At 40.4% G+C, this 24473-nt stretch carries 22 protein-coding genes; 7 read left to right on the forward strand and 15 right to left on the reverse strand.

Annotation, left to right across the window (positions count from 1 at the left end; translation table 11 throughout):
• Nucleotides 1-74: 74 nt before the first annotated feature.
• From pabC to ACFQZ9_RS00875, 6 genes are all read right to left on the reverse strand, one after another.
• The gene (pabC, locus tag ACFQZ9_RS00850) at nt 75-923 is read right to left on the reverse strand and encodes an aminodeoxychorismate lyase (protein WP_498941891.1); all 849 of its coding nucleotides are present in this window, start codon (nt 921-923) and stop codon (nt 75-77) included.
• Nucleotides 924-926: 3 nt separating this feature from the next.
• On the reverse strand, nt 927-1520 hold the full coding sequence (gene pabA, locus ACFQZ9_RS00855) for an anthranilate synthase component II (RefSeq protein WP_498941892.1): 594 nt from the start codon (nt 1518-1520) through the stop codon (nt 927-929).
• Nucleotides 1517-2923 (reverse strand): aminodeoxychorismate synthase, component I, encoded by a 1407-nt coding sequence (gene pabB, locus ACFQZ9_RS00860; protein WP_498941893.1) that lies wholly within the window; start codon nt 2921-2923, stop codon nt 1517-1519. Before pabB ends, pabA begins: the two co-directional genes overlap by 4 nt.
• A gap of 160 nt (nt 2924-3083) precedes the next feature.
• Complete coding sequence (locus tag ACFQZ9_RS00865) at nt 3084-3551, reverse strand: flavin reductase family protein (protein WP_498941894.1); 468 nt, start codon at nt 3549-3551, stop codon at nt 3084-3086.
• A 147-nt stretch (nt 3552-3698) separates the two neighbouring features.
• Nucleotides 3699-5129, reverse strand: coding sequence for an aspartate ammonia-lyase (gene aspA / locus ACFQZ9_RS00870; protein WP_498941895.1), 1431 nt, complete (start codon nt 5127-5129; stop codon nt 3699-3701).
• Nucleotides 5130-5162: 33 nt separating this feature from the next.
• The gene (locus ACFQZ9_RS00875) at nt 5163-6167 is read right to left on the reverse strand and encodes an asparaginase (RefSeq protein ID WP_498941896.1); all 1005 of its coding nucleotides are present in this window, start codon (nt 6165-6167) and stop codon (nt 5163-5165) included.
• A gap of 185 nt (nt 6168-6352) precedes the next feature.
• Here ACFQZ9_RS00875 and ACFQZ9_RS00880 point away from each other — a divergent pair, with 185 nt between their 5' ends.
• The gene (locus ACFQZ9_RS00880; protein WP_498941897.1) at nt 6353-6694 is read left to right on the forward strand and encodes a helix-turn-helix domain-containing protein; all 342 of its coding nucleotides are present in this window, start codon (nt 6353-6355) and stop codon (nt 6692-6694) included.
• A 36-nt stretch (nt 6695-6730) separates the two neighbouring features.
• Here the strand turns inward: ACFQZ9_RS00880 and ACFQZ9_RS00885 are convergent, their stop codons facing one another.
• The gene (locus tag ACFQZ9_RS00885; protein WP_498941898.1) at nt 6731-7513 is read right to left on the reverse strand and encodes an arylamine N-acetyltransferase family protein; all 783 of its coding nucleotides are present in this window, start codon (nt 7511-7513) and stop codon (nt 6731-6733) included.
• Nucleotides 7514-7532: 19 nt separating this feature from the next.
• Nucleotides 7533-10634 (reverse strand): SNF2 helicase associated domain-containing protein, encoded by a 3102-nt coding sequence (locus ACFQZ9_RS00890; protein ID WP_498941899.1) that lies wholly within the window; start codon nt 10632-10634, stop codon nt 7533-7535.
• A gap of 195 nt (nt 10635-10829) precedes the next feature.
• On the opposite strand from ACFQZ9_RS00890, the gene ACFQZ9_RS00895 reads away from it, so the two are divergent.
• A complete protein-coding gene (locus ACFQZ9_RS00895; protein WP_498941900.1) occupies nt 10830-11702 on the forward strand; it encodes a processed acidic surface protein in 873 nt (290 codons plus the stop codon).
• Nucleotides 11703-11915: 213 nt separating this feature from the next.
• Here ACFQZ9_RS00895 and ACFQZ9_RS00900 read toward each other — a convergent pair whose 3' ends face one another.
• From ACFQZ9_RS00900 to ACFQZ9_RS00920, 5 genes are all read right to left on the reverse strand, one after another.
• Nucleotides 11916-14069 (reverse strand): MMPL family transporter, encoded by a 2154-nt coding sequence (locus ACFQZ9_RS00900; RefSeq protein ID WP_498941901.1) that lies wholly within the window; start codon nt 14067-14069, stop codon nt 11916-11918.
• A gap of 148 nt (nt 14070-14217) precedes the next feature.
• Complete coding sequence (locus ACFQZ9_RS00905) at nt 14218-15189, reverse strand: transglutaminase family protein (protein ID WP_498941902.1); 972 nt, start codon at nt 15187-15189, stop codon at nt 14218-14220.
• Nucleotides 15190-15314: 125 nt separating this feature from the next.
• The gene (locus ACFQZ9_RS00910) at nt 15315-16496 is read right to left on the reverse strand and encodes a Ger(x)C family spore germination protein (protein WP_198313427.1); all 1182 of its coding nucleotides are present in this window, start codon (nt 16494-16496) and stop codon (nt 15315-15317) included.
• A complete protein-coding gene (locus ACFQZ9_RS00915; protein ID WP_498941903.1) occupies nt 16480-17604 on the reverse strand; it encodes a spore germination protein in 1125 nt (374 codons plus the stop codon). The genes ACFQZ9_RS00910 and ACFQZ9_RS00915 overlap by 17 nt, the downstream gene beginning before the upstream one ends.
• Before the next feature lie 3 nt (nt 17605-17607).
• Complete coding sequence (locus ACFQZ9_RS00920) at nt 17608-19182, reverse strand: spore germination protein (protein WP_198313426.1); 1575 nt, start codon at nt 19180-19182, stop codon at nt 17608-17610.
• Nucleotides 19183-19589: 407 nt separating this feature from the next.
• On the opposite strand from ACFQZ9_RS00920, the gene ACFQZ9_RS00925 reads away from it, so the two are divergent.
• On the forward strand, nt 19590-19733 hold the full coding sequence (locus ACFQZ9_RS00925) for a hypothetical protein (protein WP_198313425.1): 144 nt from the start codon (nt 19590-19592) through the stop codon (nt 19731-19733).
• 71 nt (nt 19734-19804) lie between these two features.
• Here the strand turns inward: ACFQZ9_RS00925 and ACFQZ9_RS00930 are convergent, their stop codons facing one another.
• Nucleotides 19805-20680, reverse strand: coding sequence for an alpha/beta hydrolase family protein (locus ACFQZ9_RS00930; RefSeq protein ID WP_498941904.1), 876 nt, complete (start codon nt 20678-20680; stop codon nt 19805-19807).
• Between the two features lie 129 nt (nt 20681-20809).
• Here ACFQZ9_RS00930 and ACFQZ9_RS00935 point away from each other — a divergent pair, with 129 nt between their 5' ends.
• From ACFQZ9_RS00935 to ACFQZ9_RS00945, 3 genes are all read left to right on the forward strand, one after another.
• A complete protein-coding gene (locus ACFQZ9_RS00935) occupies nt 20810-21322 on the forward strand; it encodes a cupin domain-containing protein (protein ID WP_498941905.1) in 513 nt (170 codons plus the stop codon).
• A gap of 174 nt (nt 21323-21496) precedes the next feature.
• On the forward strand, nt 21497-22546 hold the full coding sequence (locus tag ACFQZ9_RS00940) for a C40 family peptidase (protein ID WP_498941906.1): 1050 nt from the start codon (nt 21497-21499) through the stop codon (nt 22544-22546).
• A 311-nt stretch (nt 22547-22857) separates the two neighbouring features.
• A complete protein-coding gene (locus tag ACFQZ9_RS00945) occupies nt 22858-22995 on the forward strand; it encodes a hypothetical protein (protein ID WP_498941907.1) in 138 nt (45 codons plus the stop codon).
• Between the two features lie 27 nt (nt 22996-23022).
• Here ACFQZ9_RS00945 and ACFQZ9_RS00950 read toward each other — a convergent pair whose 3' ends face one another.
• Complete coding sequence (locus tag ACFQZ9_RS00950; protein ID WP_498941908.1) at nt 23023-24147, reverse strand: NADH-dependent flavin oxidoreductase; 1125 nt, start codon at nt 24145-24147, stop codon at nt 23023-23025.
• A gap of 184 nt (nt 24148-24331) precedes the next feature.
• Between ACFQZ9_RS00950 and ACFQZ9_RS00955 the strand changes: the two genes are divergently transcribed.
• Nucleotides 24332-24457 carry a hypothetical protein gene (locus ACFQZ9_RS00955; RefSeq protein WP_268884104.1) on the forward strand — a complete coding sequence of 42 codons (126 nt, stop codon included), beginning with the start codon at nt 24332-24334 and terminating at the stop codon, nt 24455-24457.
• Nucleotides 24458-24473 lie beyond the last annotated feature (16 nt).

The following is a 24473-nucleotide window of genomic DNA, read 5'->3' on the forward strand; positions in this document are numbered from 1 at the left end:
TGTCAGGCACTGGTGCCTGACACCCTTCGTGGACTTTTGAATGGTTTTGTCCGTATGGAGTGGACAGTGGCGGGTTATATAGACCAGAGCGTTTTACAAGATTCCCGGTAATGTTGATGGAGTTTTTGAACGATTGCCCCGCTTTTTCCCGGCATTGTATGACCTTCAAACTCTGATATAGGAACAATTTCTTGGATGGAGTTGGTGACAAAGATTTCTTCTGCTGCTGCCACATCCTCCATACTGAAAAGTCCTTCCTCCAAATGCATGCCCAACGTTTTGACTACCTTCATTGTAAACTGCCGTGTGATCCCATTTAAAATGCCTGTCGCAAGCGACGGTGTATACACGGTGATTCCCTTTTTCCAAAAGATATTTGAAACGATCCCTTCGGCAATATAACCTTCTTCTGTTAAAAAGATGCCTTCTACGTCGGTGGAACTCCCAATCTCCCTTTTTGCCAAAAGATTATTCATATAATGATGTGATTTTAACCGAGTCAAACCCTCGGGTGTATTCCGCTTTAAAAGCAAAAGATTGGCTTTCTTTTCTGCCATCTCCCCCGCATCCGGCAGTGGTTTTGCAAAAATAAGCACATTTGGTTCCCGATAGGGTTCGACTTGCAATCCAACCTCACCCAGACCCGCTGATACATTAAAGCGGATATACGCATTGATTAATCCATTCGCGTCTAACAGTACCCTAAGGGCATTACACACTTCATCTCGTGTAAACTGTTTCTCAATATTTAGGACTTTGAGACCCTCGTTTAGACGGGCAATATGGGTGTCTAATAAAAAGGGATGCCCATTATAAACCCGAAACGTTTCAAAAAGTCCCATTCCATATAAAAAGCCATGATCAAAAGGCGAAATGACAGCTTCTTCTTTTTTAACGATTTCTCCGTTTACATAAATAAACATGTGTTATCCTCTTACCGTTTCCGTCACTCTTCCATAATGGCGGACAAAATTTCGCAATAGGTCTTTCCCGGCGGTTGTCATAATGGATTCCGGGTGGAACTGAACTCCTTCAATAGGAAGCTCTTTATGGCGAATCGCCATAATCTCCCCTTCCGCAGTCCAGGCGGAAACCTCTAAGCATTTAGGTAAGCTTTCTTTTCGAACAATTAGGGAATGATAACGAGTCGCTGGAAACGGATTAGCTAAATTTTCAAAAATCGTTTTTCCATCATGAAAAATCTCCGAGGTCTTTCCATGCATAAGACGCTCTGCTTGTACCACTTCTCCGCCAAAGGCCTGAGCAATCGATTGTTGACCTAGACAGACACCAAAAATCGGTATCTCACCCGCAAAAGCTTGGATTGCTTCTAGACTGATTCCGGCTTCATTCGGACTGCAAGGACCAGGAGAAACCATCAAGAATTTTGGACGCATCTTGGAGATTTCCTCGATTGTGGTCTCGTCATTTCGTTTAACGACTAAATCTTCGCCTAATTCTCCTAAATATTGCACTAAATTAAAGGTAAAAGAATCGTAATTATCAATCATGAAAATCATCGCTGTTCTCCTTTTCCTTCTGCCATTTCTTTGGCGCGCCAAAGCGCTGCCGCTTTTTTCAGTGATTCTTTATACTCATGCTTCGGATTAGAATCGATCACAATCCCCGCTCCTGCTTGGACATGTCCCATCCCGTTTTTCACCAACATGGTGCGAATCACAATATTTAGTTCCATGTCACCGGAGAAATCAATCCAGCCAAGGGATCCCGTATAAATGCCCCTTTGAACCGGTTCAAGCTCTTCAATAATTTCCATCGTACGAATCTTAGGTGCTCCAGTAATCGTTCCTCCCGGAAAAACCGCATCAATGACATCAATGCTATTTTTCCCGTCCGCTAATTGTCCGCGTACATTTGAAACGATATGCATCACATGGGAGTATTTTTCAATGACCATAAATTCATTTACCTCAACCGTACCATATGCACAAACCCGGCCAAGGTCATTTCGTTCCAAATCAACGAGCATCACATGCTCCGCCCGTTCCTTCTCATTTTCAATCAATTCATTGGCCAGCTCCTGGTCTTCCGACTCGTTTTTCCCTCTAGAACGAGTCCCGGCAATTGGCCGTGTGCTAACTTCCTTCCCGTGCTTTTTTACCAAGAGTTCAGGTGATCCGCTGACCAATTGAAACTCTGGTGTATGGAAATAGCCCATATAAGGGGAAGGATTGAGCAGGCGCAATTGTTCATAGACGTCAATCGCTTCTACCTCCATGGGTTTTGATTGCCGAACGGAAAGATTGACTTGAAAAACATCCCCTTGAGCGATGTATGCCTGAACCTTCTTGACGGCATCGATAAACTGCCGCTCATCCATTGAAACTTCTAAAGGATCAGACAGCGTCGAAACAGTTTTTGAGGTTTCAACAGCAGTAATTTTTTCAAGCCAGCGGCTCTCCCAAAGTGCAGCCTTTTCTTCCACAGATTCTCCTTTTTTATGCAAAAATAATAACCATAATTCATTAGTGTGATGATCGAATATGAACCATTCTTTAAAAATTAAAAAGTAGATCTCCGGTAATTCGAGGTCATCTTTTGCGAGTGAGGGTAGTTTTTCAATATAACGACCATAGTCATAGCTGATGTATCCAATGGCACCGCCTTGGAAATCAGGCAGCCCTTCTATTTTATCAACATGATATTGCCCCATCCATTCCTTTAATAAATGCAGGGGGTTTCCGTTTAATTGTTCTTGATGGTCTCCATCTTGAATGGTGAGTTGATGGTTTTTTCCCGTAATGATCTTCTCGGGATTAAATGCAGCGATGCTATACCGGCCGCCCCGGCCGCTTTCTAGAAGTACATGATGACTGTAACCTGCTGCGATTTCACGATAGTGTGAAAAAAATTCTTCTTTAAAAAAAGGAAATTTTTTGCTGTATAAATGAAGCTGAACCAAAGATTGTCACTCCTATACGATTAGTCTTTTACATCATACATGATGAAAGCATTATTTTCATAGGAAAAATTTTTTTTATGACAAACAAAAAGACTGAGCCGGGAAGCACAGTCTAGTAGTATTATAAGTTTACATAATATAATTACAGATCACTTGCTTTTTAATCCAAATCCTTTAATTCTCGATAATTACCTTTAAAATAAAGGAGCGGCTCCCCATCCTTCACCTGTAAATCCTGTACCTCCCCAATAAACAAAACATGATCTCCTGCCTCAACTTGATTAAAAACCGTACAAACAACATTTGCCAAGGCACCTTTTATAACAGGTAATTCACTAAATCGCTCAAAAATATAAGGTTCTTCATCCTTTTTTTGACCGGCAAATCTCATTGATTCCTCTTTTTGTTCACTGGCTAAAAAGCTCACAGCAAACCTTTTCGACTCTTGAAGAAACCCCAACATTTTAGCTCTTTTATCAATCGAAACAAGTATTAATTTTGGATTCAGTGACACTGAGACAAATGCATTTGCGGTCATTCCATGGGCAGTCCCCTTCACCTCTGCCGTAATAACGGTAATCCCAGTAGCAAAGCTCCCCATGACATTTCGAAAAAAACGATCATCCATACGAAACACACTCCTAAAAAAGCTGTAGTATTAATCGTATGGTTCTGTTTTGATTGTAATGATTAAATCAACGATAATTCCGATGTTAAAAGTGGAAAGCAAGAATTTCCAAACAAAAAACGCCAGGCAAAAAGCCTGGCGAATCTATTAATCTCTCTCCAACAATGCCTTTCCGGCAATTCCTGGATGCGTCATTTCATATGGATCAAGAATTAAATCTAGTTCTTCCTCAGTCAATACATCATATTTTAAACAAAGATCGCGTACAGAAGCGCCTGTTAAAATTGCTTCCCTGGCAATCCGTGCAGCTACTTCATAGCCAAGGTGCGGATTAACTGCAGTGATGACACCAACACTCTTTTCCACATATTCTTTTAATCTATCTTCATTTGCGGTAATTCCTCTTAAACAATGTTCCGTGAATACACCGAAGGCATTATTCATAATACTAATCGACTGAAGCAGATTAAATACAAGGACAGGTTCCATAACGTTCAATTCTAATTGCCCTGCCTCTGAAGCTAAGCAAATCGTATGATCATTTCCGATAACCTGGAATGCAACCTGATTAATAAGCTCAGCCATTACCGGGTTCACTTTACCTGGCATAATCGAAGATCCTGGTTGACGTGCTGGCAACGAGATTTCACCCAATCCTGCACGTGGACCAGATGCCATTAAACGAAGGTCATTGGCGATTTTCGACATATTCATCATACAAACCTTTAATGCTGCTGATACCTCTGTATAAGCATCTGTATTTTGAGTGGCATCCACCAAATGTTCTGCTCCAACAAGTGGTAATCCACTGATGTCAGCAAGATGTTTTACAACAAACTCAATATATCGAGGATCGGCATTGAGACCGGTTCCAACTGCAGTTGCACCCATGTTTAACTCATATAAATGCTGACGGGATTGCTTAATTCGCTTAATATCGCGTTCTAGTACTCGTCCATATGCTTCAAATTCCTGGCCAAGGCGAATCGGTACTGCATCTTGAAGATGGGTCCGCCCCATCTTGATTACATGGGCAAATTCTTGCGATTTTTGCATGAACACTCCATGCATAGTTTCCATTGTACCCAATAATTTTTCGAGAAGATTCAATACCGAAATATGAATTGCGGTAGGGAATGAATCATTGGTTGACTGCGACATGTTGACATGGGTATTAGGACTGCAGTGATAATAGTCTCCCTTTTCATGTCCAAGTATTTCAATTGCACGGTTGGCAATAACCTCATTCACGTTCATGTTGATGGAAGTACCGGCACCGCCCTGAATTGGATCGACAATTATTTGATCATGCCATTTCCCTTCAATCATTTCATCAGCAGCCTTCACAATAGCCTCGCCAATTCCTGTATATAAGCGGTGAACATCCATGTTCGCCATCGCGGCAGCTTTTTTCACAATCGCCATTGCTTTTATTAGCTCCCCATGAATGCGATAGCCCGTAATAGGGAAGTTTTCCACTGCTCTTAATGTTTGTACACCATAATACGCTTCGACAGGTACTTCCTTTTCCCCTAAAAAGTCTTTCTCCACTCGCATGTTTACTTCATTGGTCAACATCCATATCGCCTCTTTGTTTTTAGTAAAAATCTATTACTCTTCTTTTTCGCCCTTAATCGATAAATCTTCTGCCAAAGGAGTTTCAAAAATAGTCTTGATCTCTTTAATAGAAGATTTCTGACCCAGAGCCCACATGAGCTTCGGCACAATGGCCTCGGTATTCATATCTCCCGATAAAATGACATCATGCTGAGCTACTTTACGACCTACTTCATATAAAAGTAAATCCTCACCTTCTTCAAGGCATTGAGTCGTAATCACAACCGCTATGCCCGCTTCTGTTAGTTCTTTGATTTTCACAAGAAGGTTGCGCCCTTCGAATGGCAGTCCGCCATTCCCAAAACTCTCAATTATTATACCTTTGTATAAACCTTTTAGGCAATCAAACACTTCTGGTTTTGTCCCGGGGTATAATTTCATTAAGAAAACATCGGTATTTATATTAGTATTTAATGCAAGTCCCACCCCGGGCGGTACAGGTTTCCACTGATATTTTACCTCTTTTTCATTCAAATAGGCAACATAGGGAGAATTTACACTTTCAAATGCATCATAGCTTTTCGTTCGCATTTTTACAGCTCTCGTTCCGATGATCACCCGGCCATCAAAAACGATAAATACTCCGCCAATGTCCTCACTAGCAAATCTAAGTGCATCAGCCACATTCTTTTTGGCATCTGTTTTTTTAAAGCTAATCGGGACCTGCGACCCGGTTAATACAACAGGCTTGCGAAGTCCTTGTAACATGTAGGAAAGGGCCGCAGAAGTATAGGCGAGCGTGTCCGTTCCATGCGTAATGACAAATCCGTCGTAATTTTCATAATGTTGATAGATCGCATGAGCCATTTCAACCCAATGCTCCGGCTGCATATTTGTGCTATCTATGTTCATAAGGATCTTGCATTCAATGTGAATGTTACCTGCTGATTTTGGGAAAAAGTGTAATAATTCATCGGCAGATAATCCGGGAACAAGTCCTTCGTTCCCTTCTACTGAGGCAATTGTACCACCAGTTGCTAATATTAAAATCTTCTTCAAAAATATCACCCCGATTAGCAAGACAATTTTTATATCATCCGCGTTATGCGTATTTATACTTTAAATTATAGGATTAATTTTATATAAATCAAGTATTATTATTCAATTCGCGTACTTTTTTCTATTCTAATCTTATAACCTATGATATAATTTTTTCAAAATCTTTAGAGTGGAGTTTGAGACGAATGTTGGAGCGATTATCGGAATTACGAAAAGAACGAAAATGGTCCTTACAAGAAACCGCCGACCAGCTGGGGATTGCCAAAAGCACCTATGCCGGCTATGAGTCGGGTTATCGTTTGCCATCATTACAATCCTTATCACAAATAGCCGACTTATTTCATACATCAGTAGATTATATATTAGGGAGAACAGAGAATTCATTAGCGGAACATTCAGTGATTGAAATTACCGAATTAATAAATTCCAACGAAAAAGTTTTTTCCCTGGACGGTGTGCTGCTATCAAAAGAGGAATTAGATGATTTCGTAGCCTTTGTGCGTGTAAAACGAGGATTAAAATCGTAAAGTTAAGATCCACCCATATTGCATGGGTGGATCTTTTTAGGTCTGAATATCAAAATGGTCTTTTGCAAGCTCTTTGTATTTTTTTGGATCAATGTCCATTTTATCTACCTTACCATCGATCCATTCAGTAAATGATGAATCTGTTAAGGTCATGCTTCCTCGGTCTGTCAGCCTGGTAATTAACGGCTTTTTATTAAAAGAAGATTCCGGATGATCAATAATGATTTTTTGTACCCCAGTTAATTCTGCATGATTGGTAATAGTCGCTTTGGTATCAAAAGCATAGCCTATTTTCCAATCTTTATCTTTATGTTTCAATTTCATATAAAAAATATAATCCCCATGCTCAGTTTCCGTTTTCTCTACACGGAACTCACCATTATTCGAGAATACCACCTCTCCGGATAATGGAACAGGTTTTAAAGGGAGATTCGCTCCAAATCCTGTATCTACAAGATATGGTTGCACATTGTGAGTGATAATTGTTGCGACATGGGTTTTCCCAGTCGTGCTCCAACGCTGATGATTGTGGTCGTAGACAACACCATAAATTAATTTTGCATCAAAACCATTTTCCAGTAAAAATAAATGGAGAATGCCATTTAGTTCATAGCAAAGCCCGCCCTCCTGTTGGTCGATAATTTTGTTAATCAAGTTCTCTTTCGTGATTTCTTTTGCCTGATTTGTAATGATACATATATTTTCAAATGGAACCGTTTTGGCTGTTTTTTCGAGAACGGCCTCTAAATTATCGAATGTGATGGTTTCGTTTGCTGGGAGACCAATTCTTTTACGGAATTGTGAATTGAAATCAGTCATGAAGCTTGCCCCCTAAAGTTTAAATCATCAAGATCTCGCGAATATCCTTTTCTGATAAGGAAGACAACTTCTCTTCTCCCGTCTGGATGACATCGTCAATCAGGTGTTTCTTTTTTTCTTGAAGCTCATTCATTTTTTCCTCAATCGTCCCATGTGCCACCAGTTTAATCACCTGGACGGTGTTCTTCTGGCCCATACGGTAAGCTCGGTCTGCGGCCTGCTGCTCAACGGCAGGATTCCACCATAAATCATACAAAATCACCGTATCGGCGCCCGTTAAATTAAGACCGGTACCGCCTGCCTTCAAGGAAATCAGGAATATATCTTTTTCGCCGAGATTGAATCGGCTGCAAAGCTGCACTCGATCTGCAGAGGGGGTACTGCCGTCCAAGTAAAAATAAGAAACTCCCCTGCTTGCTAGTTCCGTGCCGATAATCCCGAGCATTTGCGTAAACTGCGAAAAAATCAGCATTCTTCTCCCTGTGCTTCGGCATTCCTCAATGATTTTCAGCAATTGCTCAAATTTTGCTGAACTTCCCTTATATCCATCCACAAACAAGGCCGGGTGGCAGCATAGCTGCCGAAGCCGAGTAAGCCCAGCAAGAATCCGGATGCGATTTTTTTGAAAAGTTTCTTTATCCAAATGCTTCAGTGTATCATGCTTTAGCTTAGCTAAATAGGCGGCATACAGCTTTTTCTGATCTGGTAACAGGTCGGAGGCATGCATGGATTCAATTTTTTCAGGAAGTTCACCTAGCACATCTTCCTTGATGCGTCTGAGGATAAATGGCCGAACCCGCTTCGCTACTACTTCCCTACGCAATTCATGGAAAGCCCTTCGATTCGGAAACAATTCTGGAAATACGACATGAAAAATCGACCAAAGCTCATCAAGCGAATTCTCGATGGGTGTTCCAGTGAGAGCGAAGCGGTGACTTGCTTGAAGTTTTTTTACCGCTTTTGCCGTTTGTGTTTCAGGATTTTTAAAGGCTTGGGCTTCATCTAAAAATAGCGTATGGAAAGCTAGTTTACTGTATAACAAAGTGTCTTTTACCAGCAGCGGATAGGAAGTAATCACCACATCCACCTCTGCAAGGTTTTTCAACAGTCTGTCCCGTGTGATCTTGGTGCCATCGACGATTTCAGCCTGAATCTCCGGTGCAAATTTCTTCAATTCGTTCCACCAGTTATACGTTAAAGAGGAAGGCGAAACGATCAAAACAGTTTGACTTTCCTTCCGAATCTGAGGCAAAACTGATTGAATATAGGCAATACTTTGCAGCGTCTTCCCCAGGCCCATATCATCTGCTAAAATTCCCCCTAAACCGTAATGGGCGAGTGTTTTTAGCCATTGATAGCCAAGTTTTTGATAATCCCGGAGAATCCCAGTGAGACTTGCAGGAATAGTAAATTGAACCCCTTCTGGATTTCGAAGATCCTCTAAAAGCTGTTTTAGAGATGAACCAACCCTTACTGAATTTTCAAAGGAGTAAAGGACGGACAAACCTTGTGTAAGCGGGAGTTCAAATTCCATGTGAATCTCTTTCGGTTTTACGCCAATCCCTTGTAAAAATCGATTTAATTCATTAAATTCCGGGCTCTCCAGCGAAAGAAATGACCCGTTGCGAAGTCGATAATATTTCCGCTTTTCCTCAAGTGAAGCTAGGATATTACGAATCTCAGATTCAGGAATTCCCTGCAATTCAAAGCGAAACGACAGCCAATCCGTCCGTTCTCTTCGATCCACTCGAAAACGCGGCTGTGGGTTTTCTTTAAATAATCTCGCTCTAACCGCAGTTGTAGCATAAACTCGAACGAGTTTTTTTAAGGTTGGAACAATATGATACAGAAAATGATATTCCAATTCCTCATTTTGTAAAAAATAACCGCTCTCTGTTTTCGTAAAGCCGCTTTCCTCCATGATTTGCAGGATTTTTTCCTCCTGTTCGCCTATTCTTAACAGTGAAGAGACTTGTTTATTTTCTTCAAGAGGATTGATGACCACATTGCCATAGTGAAATTCTAGGCCAGCAAGCAAACGATTTTTTATTCGATCTAAATATAGTTTTGCTTTTAAAGCAGTCTGGTCCAGTCGTTTGGAAACAGCTTCACCGATTCGGACATGGCCAATTTTCATGAGTCCCGGAATGACTGCCTCGACAAACGATTCCATTTGGTCTCTCGATATCGAGATTTGGTGGGTACCGGAAGCATCCAGCATTTTCTTTAATTCACTTAGACGTGCCAATTCTTCTTTTTCCAGCTTCCAAATCTGCCCTTCAAAAAGAACGAAATTGGAAAGGATGGTGATTTTATTTAACCCATTTATTTGTAATTGAAAATCTTCTTTGGGCCCAGTTTCAAATAGGAAATAAAGCGGGATGGGGCCGCTTGATAAGTGAATCTTTTCAAAAACTTGCCCTTGATGTTTCAATTTTACCAAGGGAGCATTTAAAAGGATCGGGAAAATCCTCTCCCATTCGCGGGACGGGATTAATATAAATTCATCTTTAAGGCTTAATTTGTCTTTCGTTCGAATTAATTCCTGAAGTACAGCATCCGTTTCTTTTTGAAAAAAGTGGATGTTAGGATCGTAATCTTGATAAGCTTCCCGCCGTTCAACGCTGTCTAAAAAATCGATGATTTTAAAAGATTTGGAACTGCTTCGAATCATAAGTCCGAACATGTATTCACTGTTGTCAATTGGGATGGGTTTGCACAAAAATTCTACTGTAAATAATTGTCTGTCCTCAATAATATGCTTCCCAGTACTTGGACGGATCGGTCCCCCTTGGAATAATCCTAAGATTCCCCTTGTTAAATCAGTATGATTTGACGATTGCTTTTCTAAAATCTTGACCAATACGGCCGCCACGTGGTGACAGGGCTTTTGATAGGTAGCTAACTTTGGACATGTGCAGGCTGTTTCAATTTGCCCGTGTTGATTTTTAATTGTAACCTGGAATTCATTTGTGGCATGAACGGTGGCATGGCAGATTTCGTGATCGGGTGAATAATCCGTCAGGTCCACTTTTTTGCGCCTTGTTAATTCTTCACCTTTTTTATAGGAATGCTCTCCGCATAATTGTTTAATCATCTTTTGGTTTAACGTTACATTCATTGCTGTTTTCCTTCCTAAACTGTGGATCCAGGTTTCTTCTTATATAGTGTAACCCTAAAGGGTCAATCGATTACCTATGTCAATTATACATTTCTTTGTAAAATCTCCCCAAGTTTTTTACCAATGATTTTTATCTCTTAAGTTTTTTCAGATGGGAACATTAGTGAATGAAGGATATCTATTGGAGGTTGATTTATGTTCTATAAGAAGACGTTCTTAACTTTTTTGCTATCCATCCTTCTCTTGTCCTTTGCCCCGTTTGCCAGTGCCACCCCTCCGGAAAATGAGCTGAATCAATATTTGACGGAAATTGGCTGGACAAAGCAGGAGTTGTTGGACTACCTGGATTATTATGAAATCCCATTAGAGGATTTCAATTCCGTTGAGGAATTAAAAAGTATTCTGGGAACACCGATTAATTCAAAAAATTTACAGGATTTACTGACAAAATATAATATGACACAAAGTGAACTAAACGCGCTTTTGGATCATTTTGGTGATTCTTTAAATGACTATAAGTTCATCGAGGATTTAGATTCCTCGGTGGGCTTTTATACAAACCATGATAAATATATGGCTGGCATTGAGGATGAATTGCAAAAAATCGGTATTACTGAACAAGAGGTAGAAAATTTCTTTACGTATTTGTCGCAGGTGGAGGAAAATAACAAAGATTCTCTTGATCAAATGGAATCCTTGGATTACCGGCTAGAGCAATTTATGAATACGACGGACCCAAGTGCAGAGCTTACGGAGGAACAATTAACTGAATTAACCGATATTTTAACGACTGCCTTTGATCTTTATGGGATTCAAGTGAAGCTTAAGAATAATGATAAGGACATTACGTTAAAGGACCTGTTGACAATGTCGGAACCTCCCGGCAATCTCTATACGGGGATTTATACAAAAACAGGAGCACCATTAATTGATTTCACCCTGCCGGCTGGATTTTTCGAAGGTCTTATGGCAGGTTATGAAGAAATGCTCCATTTAGGCGAGCTTTCTGATGAGTTTGTCGATTTTCTGCATCAAGATAAATATAATAATTCAAGACGGTATAAATAAATTTATTGGGCTGTCCATTTGGACAGCCTTTTCTAATTTGAAATAGATTTGCAAATAAAATGTGTTAATCCGCATATAAAACATATTTTTGAACGCCTAAATTTCAAGGGAGAAAATTTTTATCAGCGAATTTACAAGGTTTATCAGCGAATCAATTGCTTTTATCAGCGAATTCAGTCGATTTATCAGCGAATCCCCATTTCCCCCAATAACTCACGATCTTCCCCCAATCCATTTCGGTGCCCACCAATTAGCGGGACCCAGCAGTTTCATCAGTGCGGGAACGACAATAATCCGTATCAATGTCGCATCAATAAAAATGGCGCAGAATAAGCCGACCCCAAGAGCCTTGGTAATTTCAATATTGGTAAAAATAAATGAACCGACGACCACCATTAAAATGAATGCAGCACTGCTAATGAGGCTTCCCGTTTTTTGCAGTCCTACCGCTGTACTTCGATTATTATCCCCAGTCCGGTCATATTCTTCCTTGATTCTCGAGATTAGGAAAACTTCATAATCCATTGAAATACCAAAAACAATACAAAATATCGTTACCGGCATGATTATGCTGACATATCCGGTTGAAGTTATCCGTAAATCATCCGCGAGCCATCCGTATTGAAAAATAATCACCACAATCCCGAGACTGGCTCCAAGGCTGAGAATATTCATAGCAACGGCTTTCAGAGGAATTAAAACAGACTTGAAAGCAAAAAGCAAAATGAGATATGTAACCGCGATAATAAAACCCATTAAATAAGGTAGTCCTAAAAAGATCCGGTCAAGCATGTCCACCCTTATTGCCGTTTGCCCTGTAACAAAACGCTCTGCTTGATTTATTTTCACGTTCCGTATCCTTTTCACAAGGTCAGCGGCTTCTCTTGTTCCAGGGTCTGACTTCGGAACAACCTTCAAGAGAGCGTAATGGCCTTTTACGAGATTTTCTTTTTCCATTTCCGCTTTTGTAGCCGCTAAACTGATCAGAATCGCTGTTTCTTCAGGAGAGTGCTTCCCAAGAGCATCAATAAAACTGTTGACATCCATGACTCCGGAAATCCGGCGAATTTTGTTTTCGAATGACTGAATGGTTCGAATCGATGATTCATCTGAAACCTTATCTTTTGTTTTTAACACAATAAAAATCGGGCTCGATCTGCGCTTATCATAATTATTTTTGAGGATGTCCGAACCCATTCGCGACTCAAAGGCAGGCGGAAGAACATCTGCAGTTGGAACGCCAATCCGCATTCGTGTTATCGGGAACATGAGTGACAGTAATAAAGTACTAATAATAATGGCCAGGATCGCCGGATGTTTCATAACAGCATTGGCAATTTTCTCCCATATTGTCGAACCTTCCAATTTCTTTTGTGTTCGCGGAAACAACTTTAACGCATTGATATTGCGGCCGAAAATACCGAGCAGTGCCGGTAAAAGCGTGCAGGAAAGCAGAACAGCCGACAAAACAACGAGAACACCTCCGAGGCAAAGGGAATAGATAATAGGTAATTTTATAAATAACATTCCCAGCAAGCCAATCAAAACGGCAAGTCCTGAAAAAAATACCGACTTCCCTGCTGTTTGTGCAGACGCGGCGACGGCATCGCGCACCTCGTTTCCCCGTCTCAGCTCCTCCCGAAAGCGGCTGACGAGAAACAGGGCGTAGTCGACGCCAATCGCAAGGCCGAGCATCATGACGATATTGGGCAGAAAATTAGAGAGGGAAAAGGATCCAGTAAGAAAATAAGTCATTCCAAGCGTCAGAGATACGCTCATAATCCCAATGACAAGCGGTAACAGCGCCGCACCTACCGAGCCAAAAATAAACAGCAAAACCAGCAACGCGACCGGGAGCCCGATCATTTCTGAATGGTGCATGTCCTGTTTGGTTGCCCGCTGGATATCGTAAAGTGTTGCTGTGTCTCCATCGACATAGGTTTTCATGCCTTCCGGTTCAGTGATAAGTTTTCTGATTTCCGGAAAATGGTTAAGGGCTTCCGAGCTTTTAAGCTTGAGTTCAACCCTCACTGCTTGAATGCCTGTTTTGTTATTCAGGCGGTCTGTTTGGTTAAATTTAATACTTTTTATATAGTCTTTCTTTGCTAAAGGTTCTAAAGAATGTAAAATGACAGCTTTAAGTTTTGGACGGGTTAAATCAAATTTGTTGCTTGTATAAACAATATCAATGGAGGATAGCGCTGTACCTAATTTCTTTTGCATTAGTGAAAAGCCGCGGTCCGAGTCGCTCCCTTTTGGGGTTAGCCCGCTATCTTTTAACCGTTCGGGCAGCTTTTGTGCGTATGATGCTGAAACAATAAACAATAAAATCCAAAAGGCCGCAACGAACCAGCGGAATTGGTACATTTTCAAACCCCAATGCCAAAACCATCCCCTTTTCTCTGATCCTTTCATATGTGCCTCTTTTCTTAGCTGTAATCATAATAATAGGATGACACATTGGAAAGTTTTTTATGAAAATAGGGATCTCGCTCTCGAGGATTTTAAGGCTGTATTACCAATGATATTCCCCGGCTTTATGCATGTCTGATTTAGAAAAATAGGCAGGATGATAATTTTGGACAAATTTACCTGTGTTCAGATTAATAAATCCTGCACCATAAGTGGGATCCTCCACCTGCCATTTTCCGTTCAGTTTAATTTCATTCCAGGCGTGGTTTTCCCCATATACCACTTTTGCTTCGATTCCGACTGCCCGGTGCAGAGCGGCGTTTAAATCAGCATATCCAGAACATAGGACAACACGAGAATGATAGGTTTGTAGAGCTGAATATATCGGCGGATTCTTTGCATTCACCAATGGTGCATTATAGGCTATATGGGTGGCAACCCACTTGAATAGGGCCTGAGATTTTTCCGTATTCGTTTGTTTTCCCGTAGTTATATTTGCAGCAAGCGCCTTTAGTGTCGGGTCGTTACTTTGTACCATGAAACTTGGCTGCAAATACGGATCACCATCAGTTAAATGATATTTTGCATAGCCCAATACTTTATTCGGATCGTCTTTTTTTCCGTTGTAATATTCATCAAGATTAACGACCACATCGCCAACGTTATAGGTAAGAGGGAATTCATAATGGAAATCTTGGTAATTGGTAAACGGTACTTTTACCGTAGATTTCTTATTGGCCCGCGGTTCATCGATGTATAAAATGACTCCATCAGCTTTGTAATATTTTCCGTACGGCGTCGCTTTTCCTGTTACAACTACTTTTCCATTTTTTATCGTGACCACATAGGTTTGAATTTTTGTCGGGGTATATTTTTTTTCATATGTGGCTGGAATGGAAGATACCTTCGCCTGTTTGCTTTGACTTGAGATCGTATCCTCTACCTTCTTTTCCACATGGGCCACCTGAGAACCAGAAAAAAACCCCTGAAGCTTCGCCATAGATGGAAGCTCCCCGTGCTTAAACAAATAAAACAAAGAACCAACCACCAAAACAAAAGCCAAAAACCTCCTCATCCGCCAACACCTCCAAACACCAACTTTACAAAGACTATACAGGGTAAAGATGAAAAATTCATTAAAAATGCATTTCGACAAAATTCGGGCGGTGCCTGTCACCGCCCGAATTTTGTCGATTGTATTTATCCTGACATTCCGTAGTCTTTAATGGTGATTTTTATATGATAGGTGATGGGGATTTGGCTGAAGGTTTGGTCCCAGTTTTTTTTGTGTTTTTTCCATTGGGCGGGATTTTGGATTCTTAGTTGGTTGCCAAATCCGGCGACATCTACTTTATAGTGGTGTTGTGTTTTTTGCAATGATTCTTGAATGAGCTGTTTGACTTGGTTTTTGGCAGCTGTTTCGGCTCTTTTTAGAAATTCATTTTTAAACGGGTCTCCGGATGAAACCCAGTTTTCAGCAATTCGTCCTTCCGATTGAATGTTAACATGGAAAGAAAGCTGGTTTCCTTTTAAATGGGGTTTAATGGAGCTCTTTAACGAAAGCATTTCGTAAATAATTGGTTGGCCGCTCTTTTTATCAATACTTCTGATGACTCCGCCTTTTACCGTTCCGGCAATCCAAGCTAAACCTTCTACTTCCTTTTCATTCAAAAAACCTAGTAGTTTTTTCGTTTTGCCTTTTATGATCGCAGCCCCGGAAAATTTTGCTTCTCCCTCTTCTAAGCTGACATTTTGTATCAGAAAACTGGATCCTGAATTCATTTTTCCCTCTAATTTGCCTAGAGGCATTGCCGGAACAATCTTGGCATTTCTTTTTTCCCCTTGCGTAATTTGATAAAGGTGAAAGGCCGGAATAATTGGTTTTTTGGATACGAGAACTTCACTAGCTTTGCCCTTTGAAATCATAACAAGACAGCTTGGTCTCATTTCCTGTTCTCTTATGAAAAAATCAAGCGCCTTCTCCAGGCTTACTTTACGTGCCAGATCTGCTCCAATGATAATCACTTTTTCATGTTCAGCAAAAGCGCGCTTTTCAATTTTTAACGTCATGTTTCGTAAGGTTGGTAGAATGGAATCGCCTGTTTCAGAAATGTTAATATAAGATTTCGGTGCAGTAGTGTTCTCTGTTTTTCCTGCCCCCGTTCCACTTGATGTCACAAATTGATTTGTTAAGGTAAAGAGAGGTCTATTGAGAAGACTTTTATCATCCGCTTCTAATTTTTCCTTTAGTTCTCGGTCTTTTTCCAAATCCATTGCAGTACCGGCAATCAATCCTAATTCCTCGATTTCTTTACTGCTCCAACAGCCTCCGAGCAGTAGAACGACAAAAGAAAGAATCATGATTTTAATGCTTCTTTTCATGTCGTTTCCCCTTAATTTTTGCAATGATGAGCATAACTACCGGCATTGCTCCAAAAAAGAATAGAGCAGCATTTCCAATCCAATCGCCTAATTTAAATAGCGAATTAGGGTTTTTGGGATGCATGGCAACGATATAGATAATTGGCAGCAATCCATACATAAAGGGCTGGATTCTTTTTTTGAATATTTGGGAAAAACCTAATGCTGATGCATAAAGCGTTATCACATACGTAGCAAAAATTTGCATGATCCAAATAACTAGCACCAAGGATTCGAAACGTTCGAAGAGCAGACCGGGAAATTCAAAGCTCCGAATCATATCCAATGTTGGCCAAGTTCTTGTTAGGACCCCATCCACTGACAAGGCTCCGATTACCATCACAACCGTAATCAGGTAAAAAACGATTGCAAGCGAAACACCAACAACGACTGCTTTTACTGCTTTTTTCGGCTGTTGCATAAATGGAACTAAAATAAACATAATATCAAACCCGGTATAGGCTAGTGCCGTGGTTTCCAGCCCTCTGATGACTGGCATAACCCCTTCTCCTAAAATAGGTCGCAAATTATCGATTTCAAAAATTTTAAAACTCATAAAAGCAACTAAAAGAAAAAAAATGACTGTAATAGGAAAAATAATTTCAAAGAGTATGGCAATGGAAGGAATCCCCCCTAAGATCAAGTAAAGTCCCACCCACATAAAGGGCATGATAATTCCCCAGGTGGGTGTTCCCTCTAATAAAAACATTCTTGTCACTTCCGCCATGGTTCGAACTTCATAGGCAGAAATCGTAAAGAAATAAATACAAATCAATATTCCCAACAGCCTGCCGCCAATTTTCCCAATAAGGTCTTGTAAATATTCAAAGACTGTTTTGGTTGGGAATTGTTGACTAAGTTTTGCAATCAATATTGCTACGGCCATCGCAATAATACCGCCAATTAAAACGGAAATCCAAACGTCGGGTGTTTTCACTTTTTGCGCAGCTGAACGTGGCAAAGTTAAAATGATTGCGGCTAGAATATAATTAATGACAATGACAGCTGCTTGCGGGGTGGTAATTTTTTCATTTGTACGAATCATTCTTGATCCGCTTCCTTTCAACATTGGTTAACCTTTTCGAATTGGATCCTTTGTCTTCATCATTTCTGGACGGCGTTTCATGAGCATTAGTGGCATCCGTACCAAGAAGTCTTTCCAGTCATTAAGCCGATACGGAACGGCCGGGCTGGCATAGGGAACACCAAAACTCTTTAGTTTTACCATATGGCTGCAGAGGAAAAGGAAAAATAAAATGACCCCGTACAAACCATATAAGGCTGCACTAAACATGGCCACAAAACGCAGCATTCGTAATGAAATTCCCGTGCTATATTGCGGGATGGTAAAAGAAGAAATCGCCGTAATAGCAACTACAATAACCATAATCGGGCTAATGATTCCCGCTTGTACTGCAGCTTCACCAATAATCAGACCTCCAACGATTCCCATTGCCGGACCAATCGGTTTCGGCAAACGTAAGCCTGCCTCACGGAGAATTTCGATGGATATCTCCATAATGAGTGCTTCAATAAGGGCCGGGAAAGGAACTCCTTCGCGTGTTTTCATAATCGAAATCGCGAGTTTTGTCGGAATTAATCCGGGATGGAATGAAATAAAGGCAATATATAAGGATGGTCCAAAAAGAGCAATAAATGCAGCCAAATAACGCAGCATTCGAATGAGTGAACCTGGGATCCATCGTTCATAATAATCTTCCGGTGATTGCAGCATCATATTGAAAGTGGCCGGGACAATCAGTGCAAATGGAGTTCGGTCTAGTAATATTGCCACCCGACCTTCCATTAAGGCGCTAATTACACGGTCAGGCCGCTCTGTGTTTTGTGCTTGCGGAAACGGGCTAAGGAAATTGTCCTCAATTAGTTGCTCTATATAGCCCGATTCGGCAACATCATCAAGGTTAATTTTATGAATCCTTTTCTTTACTTCCTCGATCAATTCCGGATTGGCAATTTCCTGGTTATAAGCGATAACAAGGTCTTTATGTGATCGCTCTCCTACCTGAAAATGGAGCATGGTTAAATTTCGGTTATCACCTTGCTGACGCAACAAGGCCGTATTATCGCTCAAGGTTTCAGTAAAACCTACCCTCGGTCCCCTTACCAATGCTTCGGAAACCGGTTCCTCAATTGAACGCGATTTTCCTTTTGCAGTTCCTAGAATTAAAATATCCGTTTGCCCATCAACCAGTAAGGCTGTTGAGCCTTTAAAAACCTTTGTGACTAACTCTTGCAGTTCGTTTGCTTCGGTTATCTCGCTAATAGATAAAACTTGATTTCTTAAAAACTCCATCGGGATGGTCAAATGTTTTGGAGTACTAGGCAGATTACAAACTTCGGAAAAATTCATCATCAGGGACTTCATGATGTGCTGATCAATGAGTTCCTTGTCAGATAGGGAATCAATGAAAATTAGTGCTGCATGAACCCCTGTTCCACCTATAATAAACTCACGAATATTCAAATCGGAATTATGTCCAATTTCCTGGCGGATTAACTCTAAATCTGCACGAAGATCCCCGCTAAACTGGTTGGAGGTAGGATATGAAGGCTTGAATTCCTGATGTTCCGTAGTTGAAAATGACTGTTTTTTCAGTTTTCTAATCTCGAGCTTTCGTCCCTTCATCGCCGTCTAATCCTCCTCTATCTGACGAATCCAACTAAACACCTTAGAGATCCCATAAGGAATCAAAAAAGTAACCAAAGCTTGAACCAAAACCTTCCAATCCGGAATAAACCCGTGCACCATTTTCCACATACACATCACCACTACGTTTATCTTGTCTAATTTATGGAAACTTAACCAAAGTTTTTCGACAAAAATCGAAAGGTGACAGGCGCCACCCGATTTTTGTCGGATTTACTATTTCGATAATTAGAAATTATTTAAAGGAAAATAAAAAGTAGCGGAGAATTGTATATGGTAACGCTTACATCTTGTTTCAGAATAATTTTATAATGGTTGTTTAGACATATTTCCGGAATGAATAGCGTAGATGTAAGAAACAGCATTTGACAAGGAGGCTTTTTAGTATGGATGGAATTGAAATTTTTGCGTGGGTTCTAACAGCCATTTTGGGTGTTGTGTTCGTTTGGTCTTTAGTAAAGATTGCAAAGAATCCTAAAAAAGGATCCTCCCACAAGCAGACTAAGGATAATGAAAAACTTAATCATTAAAACTGGCAACTCCCATAAAAAATCCATCCTGAATTTAATCAGGATGGTACCAATTTCATTTCAAAATCCGATTATATTAAATCAATCTTCCTAAAAAAATCCCTCACAACTCGTAAATATTCTTCAGGCTCCTCAACATACGGTAAATGGGCACTTTTTTCATAAACATGAAATTCCGAATCAGGAGTCAATGAACTAAAATAATGAGTAGACTCCGGGGTTGCCTCATCATAGCGGCCGCATGTATAGAGGGTTGGACATGTTATCTCCGACAACCGAGACGTACAATCATAATTTTTCAAATTGCCAAGGACCGTAAACTCAGAGGGCCCCCACATAATATTGTAAACTTCAGGATTTTTGTACTTTGAAGCTTCCTTTAAATATTCCGGATCAGAGTCAATCCGGCAGACGAAATTTTTGTTAAAAACCTTTGTGGCCTCCTCAAACTCTTTTGAATCCGTCGTACCATTCTCTTCACAGCGTCTAATCGTCTCTTGAACCTCTTTTGGCAGTTTCATAAGGTTACGTTTTTGGTCCTGTTCCCAAATTGGCGCACTTAAACATGGACTCGAAAATATCACACTTTTTATACCACTTGGTTTTGTTAAACAATAGGCAGCCGCAAGCGTTGTTCCCCAGGAATGTCCGAGAATATGAACCTCATCAAGCCCAAGCCCTTTTCTCACCTGACCTAATTCTTCCACAAACCGTTCAATCCTCCATAGGGAAGAATCTGTTGGCCGATCTGATCTGCCGCAGCCTAATTGGTCATAGAGAATGACCGGCCGTTCATTCCCCAATGCTTGCAGCCCTTGCAGTGAAAAACAGGATGACCCTGGTCCTCCATGTAAAACAATGACAGGTGTGCCTTCAGCGTTTTTATTAAAAATTTGATACCAAACCCTGCCCCCTGTTACCTCTATGTATCCTTCATCACGCATCATTTCTCCTCCTTAACCCAAATATAACCTCATAGTAGTATTATACAATTCTTATGAAATACATTTCTAAATAAAACAATTGATTTTTGGAAAAAGTAATCTTGCATTTATAAATGTGAAAGGATTTTTAGAATGAAGAAAACTGAATTACTAGCTTTAATCTCGGCTCTTGGGCTGGAGCCCCATCCCGAAGGCGGTTATTATAAAAGAACATTTGAATCGCCTGAAGTGATTACTGACCAAGAGAGATTTAAAGGTCAGCGGAAGCTTTTTACAAGTATTTACTTCCTGTTGACCTCAGACGACGTTTCCCATTTCCACCGCTTGAAATCCGATGAATTGTGGTATTTTCATGGCGGCAGCTCATTAACCGTCCATGTTATTCATGAAAATGGAGATTATGAAGAAATGAAGATCGGTATGAATAGCGGGAACGGTGAAATCCCGCAAGCACTGGTTCCGAAAAATTCCATCTTCGGCTCCTCAGTCATGGAAAAGGATACCTATTCTCTTGTCGGGTGCATGGTTTCGCCGGGTTTTGATTTTCAGGACTTTGAACTCTTTACACAAACCGAGCTTTTAGAAAAATACCCGCAACATGAAGCTATCATTAAAAAATTAGCCTATAAAGAAATTCCAAAATGAGACAGGGACAAGATTTTGTCCCTGTCTCATTTTGTAGCCAGTCTGATATGGAATTGTAATTACTCTATAACAAAGCTGAAAAATTGTCATGTTATAATTCCAATTGTACGAATTTTGAGAATACATTTTCCTTTTAAGGGTCTCAGGTTATTTTTTAAGAAAGAAGTGATGATATTGGTTCGACTCATGTTCATAATGTTGAGCACTACGTTTTTCTTAGCCATCGGAACGATTCCAAAAGCATTCGCTGAAACCGACATTCCTTTACATCCCACAAAAGAACTTCCATCAAACTTTCAAGATACTCCAAAAGAACTTTCTCTCAAACAAGTAAATTTATCTCTAGAAATAAATAGTAAAAAGATGAAGCAAGCAGATTCTTCTGTAAAGGCTGCAAAACTGGAGGCTAAACAGCTAAAAAAGAAAATTTCACAATTAAAGGATACAATGAAAAAACGAAATACATTATTAAAAGAACGTGCGAAAGCCTATCAACAAAATGGCGGAACTGTTCACTTTCTGGATGTATTAATTGGGTCTACAAGTATCAAAGATTTTGTTGAGCGGGCCGAAGCGGTTTCTACTATTGTGATGGCAGACCAGGAACTATTAAAACAGCAGATGGAAGAGAAAAAAGAATATGAAAGTAAAAAGCATTCTTTAAAAGATAAACTTGCTGAATACAATGATTTGAAGGTTGAGTTAACAAATATGAAAAACGTGCTTAAGGCACAACAAAAACAATATAACAAGTTGACACAAATACATAAGGAAACTCCAAAAAAGCCTCTTCGTAATAGCATGAAACCAGTGGAAAAATTTGAAACAGCTCCAGTAAAAGGATCGATTCAAATGGTATTAAAAGCTGGTTATAAATATATTGGCAACTCTGTTTATGTATTTGGCGGCGGAAGGAACGCAAGTGATATCGCCAATGGAAGGTTTGATTGTTCAGGCTTCGTTCATTGGGCGTTTGGCCAAGCAGGGATTGAGGTTGGCAGCACGACAGACAGCTTAAAAAATGCTGGCGAACAGGTTTCATTTAATGAAATCCAGCCTGGTGACTTAGTGTTCTTTGATACCTACAAAAAAGACGGCCATGTGGGAATTTATCTTGGGAATGGTAAATTCATCGGTTCCCAAAACAATACAGGAATTGCGATTGAGGATTTGTCGAAAGGATATTGGAAACAGACCTTTAATGGACGGGTGGTAAGGATTTAAATAACTAAATAGGATAGGAGCTAATTTCTCCTATCCTCAAAAAGTTCTCATAAGTTTCGCATGAATAATTAACTCAGTAAAGCGAAAATAAGAAAAGGCAGGAACAATAGTGCAAGCATTCGTTTTACCCGGTGTTTTTTTATCATCATCACCTCTTTTATAAATATGAGACTCTTCAGGGTCTATCTTATTCATGAAAAATCGTTTACAATACGCATCCTTTTTCCTATGTTTTTTAACTATTTTTATACATGGTTAATCCAAAATTTGGTTACCTTACAAAAGGGATAACAATAATTGGAGGTTATGAGATGAAAAAAAATAATCAAAATACGGAAAATGAGTCACTAACGAATCAAACGGAGGATTTAACCCAATACGTTGAAACCTTAAAGGAGAAAAATACAATAGAGGATTATTCTCGTGGTTGGGAAGATGACCGTCTATAAAAGACGGTCGATCTCTTTTTAAAAAAACTATTCGACACCAGGGAACCAGCCCGGACTATTTACAATCGCCTGCCATAGCGGATCCGGTACCATAAGCTCCTGCTGCTTATCTTTATCAATTTTTGTGATAATTTCTGACTCTTTTCCTTCTTTAACCTTTTGCACCCAGTCGGGATCCATGATCATTCCTCGTCCTAATGCAATGAGCGGCACTCCGGTTTGAAAAGCTTTTAACACATCATCTGCAGTAAAGAGCGAGCCGACGCCAATAACAGGTACACGGTCGCCTACCTTCTCCTTGATAATTTCAATCCGCGGGCGGGTATCATCTATACCGCGTCTTGGAGTGGACCAGAAATCATTCAGAGAAACATGAAGATAGTCTAGGCCTTTATCAGCAAGGGCTTCAATTAATACCAAGGTATCCGCCATTGTAATTCCTGGCGTTGTTGCCTCTTCCGGTGAAAAACGATAGCCGACAATAAAGGAACCGTTCGCATGCTCAGCAGCTATTTTTTTAGCTTCCTCGACAATCGCCAATGGAAAAGCAAGTCTTTTTTCGATACTGCCGCCCCAGCGGTCCTCCCGCCGATTAGAGTGTGGTGAAAAAAATTGCTGGATGATATAGCCGTTCGCTCCGTGAATCTCCACCCCATCAAACCCTGCTTCAATCCCTCTGCGCGTTGCCTCACCAAAGTCGTGAATAAGCGATTCAACTTCTTGATCGGATAGTTCCCTTGGAACCGGTTTTCCTTCTCCCTCGGATGGAACCGCGCTAGCACTGACAACATCGCCATTTGGGACCAGCGCTGGAGGCACTTCCCTGCCGCCGTGGAAAATTTGCAGAATGGCTTTTGCACCCTGCTCTTTGATTCCAGTTGCTACCTGTTTTAAACTCGGAATAAAATCATCCCGGTCTGCTCCAAATTCACCATTGAATCCTTTTCCATTTTCAGTTACATACGTACAGGCTGTTACCACCATGCCTACACCAGCCGAACGGCGTGCATAGTATTTCACCTCCGCCTCGGTTACGGTCCCATCCGGATTGGATGAGAAATTCGTCATCGGGGCCATTACGATACGGTTCTTAACTTGCACTCCGCTTGGAAAAGTGAAAGGTTCTAATAATGGTTGATATTTTGAATTCATGTTGAAAATCCCCCTAAAAAGATGCGAAAATGTTTTAAAAAATGAACATGGTTAGTGTTCCGATTTTTCATTATGTGCATTCCTTTTTCAACTAAGGTTTCTAAAATTATAGTTGCATGAAATGTTCGCTTATTTCTTACACTAAGACCGATGAGTAGACATTGAGTGTTGGGAGGTAAAATGGATGAGTGAAAAGGGAACAAGCTATCCGAATGTAAGTCTGGGTGGAAAACGATCTGTACCAAAAGGAAAACAAGATCCAGGCAAAATTCGTTATGAATTAAAAGAAAAAAATGGTAGAGAAAAATAAGATTTATTTTCTCGGA

This window comes from Neobacillus sp. GCM10027624 (assembly GCF_042675345.1).
Lineage (GTDB): Bacteria > Bacillota > Bacilli > Bacillales > Cytobacillaceae > Neobacillus > Neobacillus cucumis_D.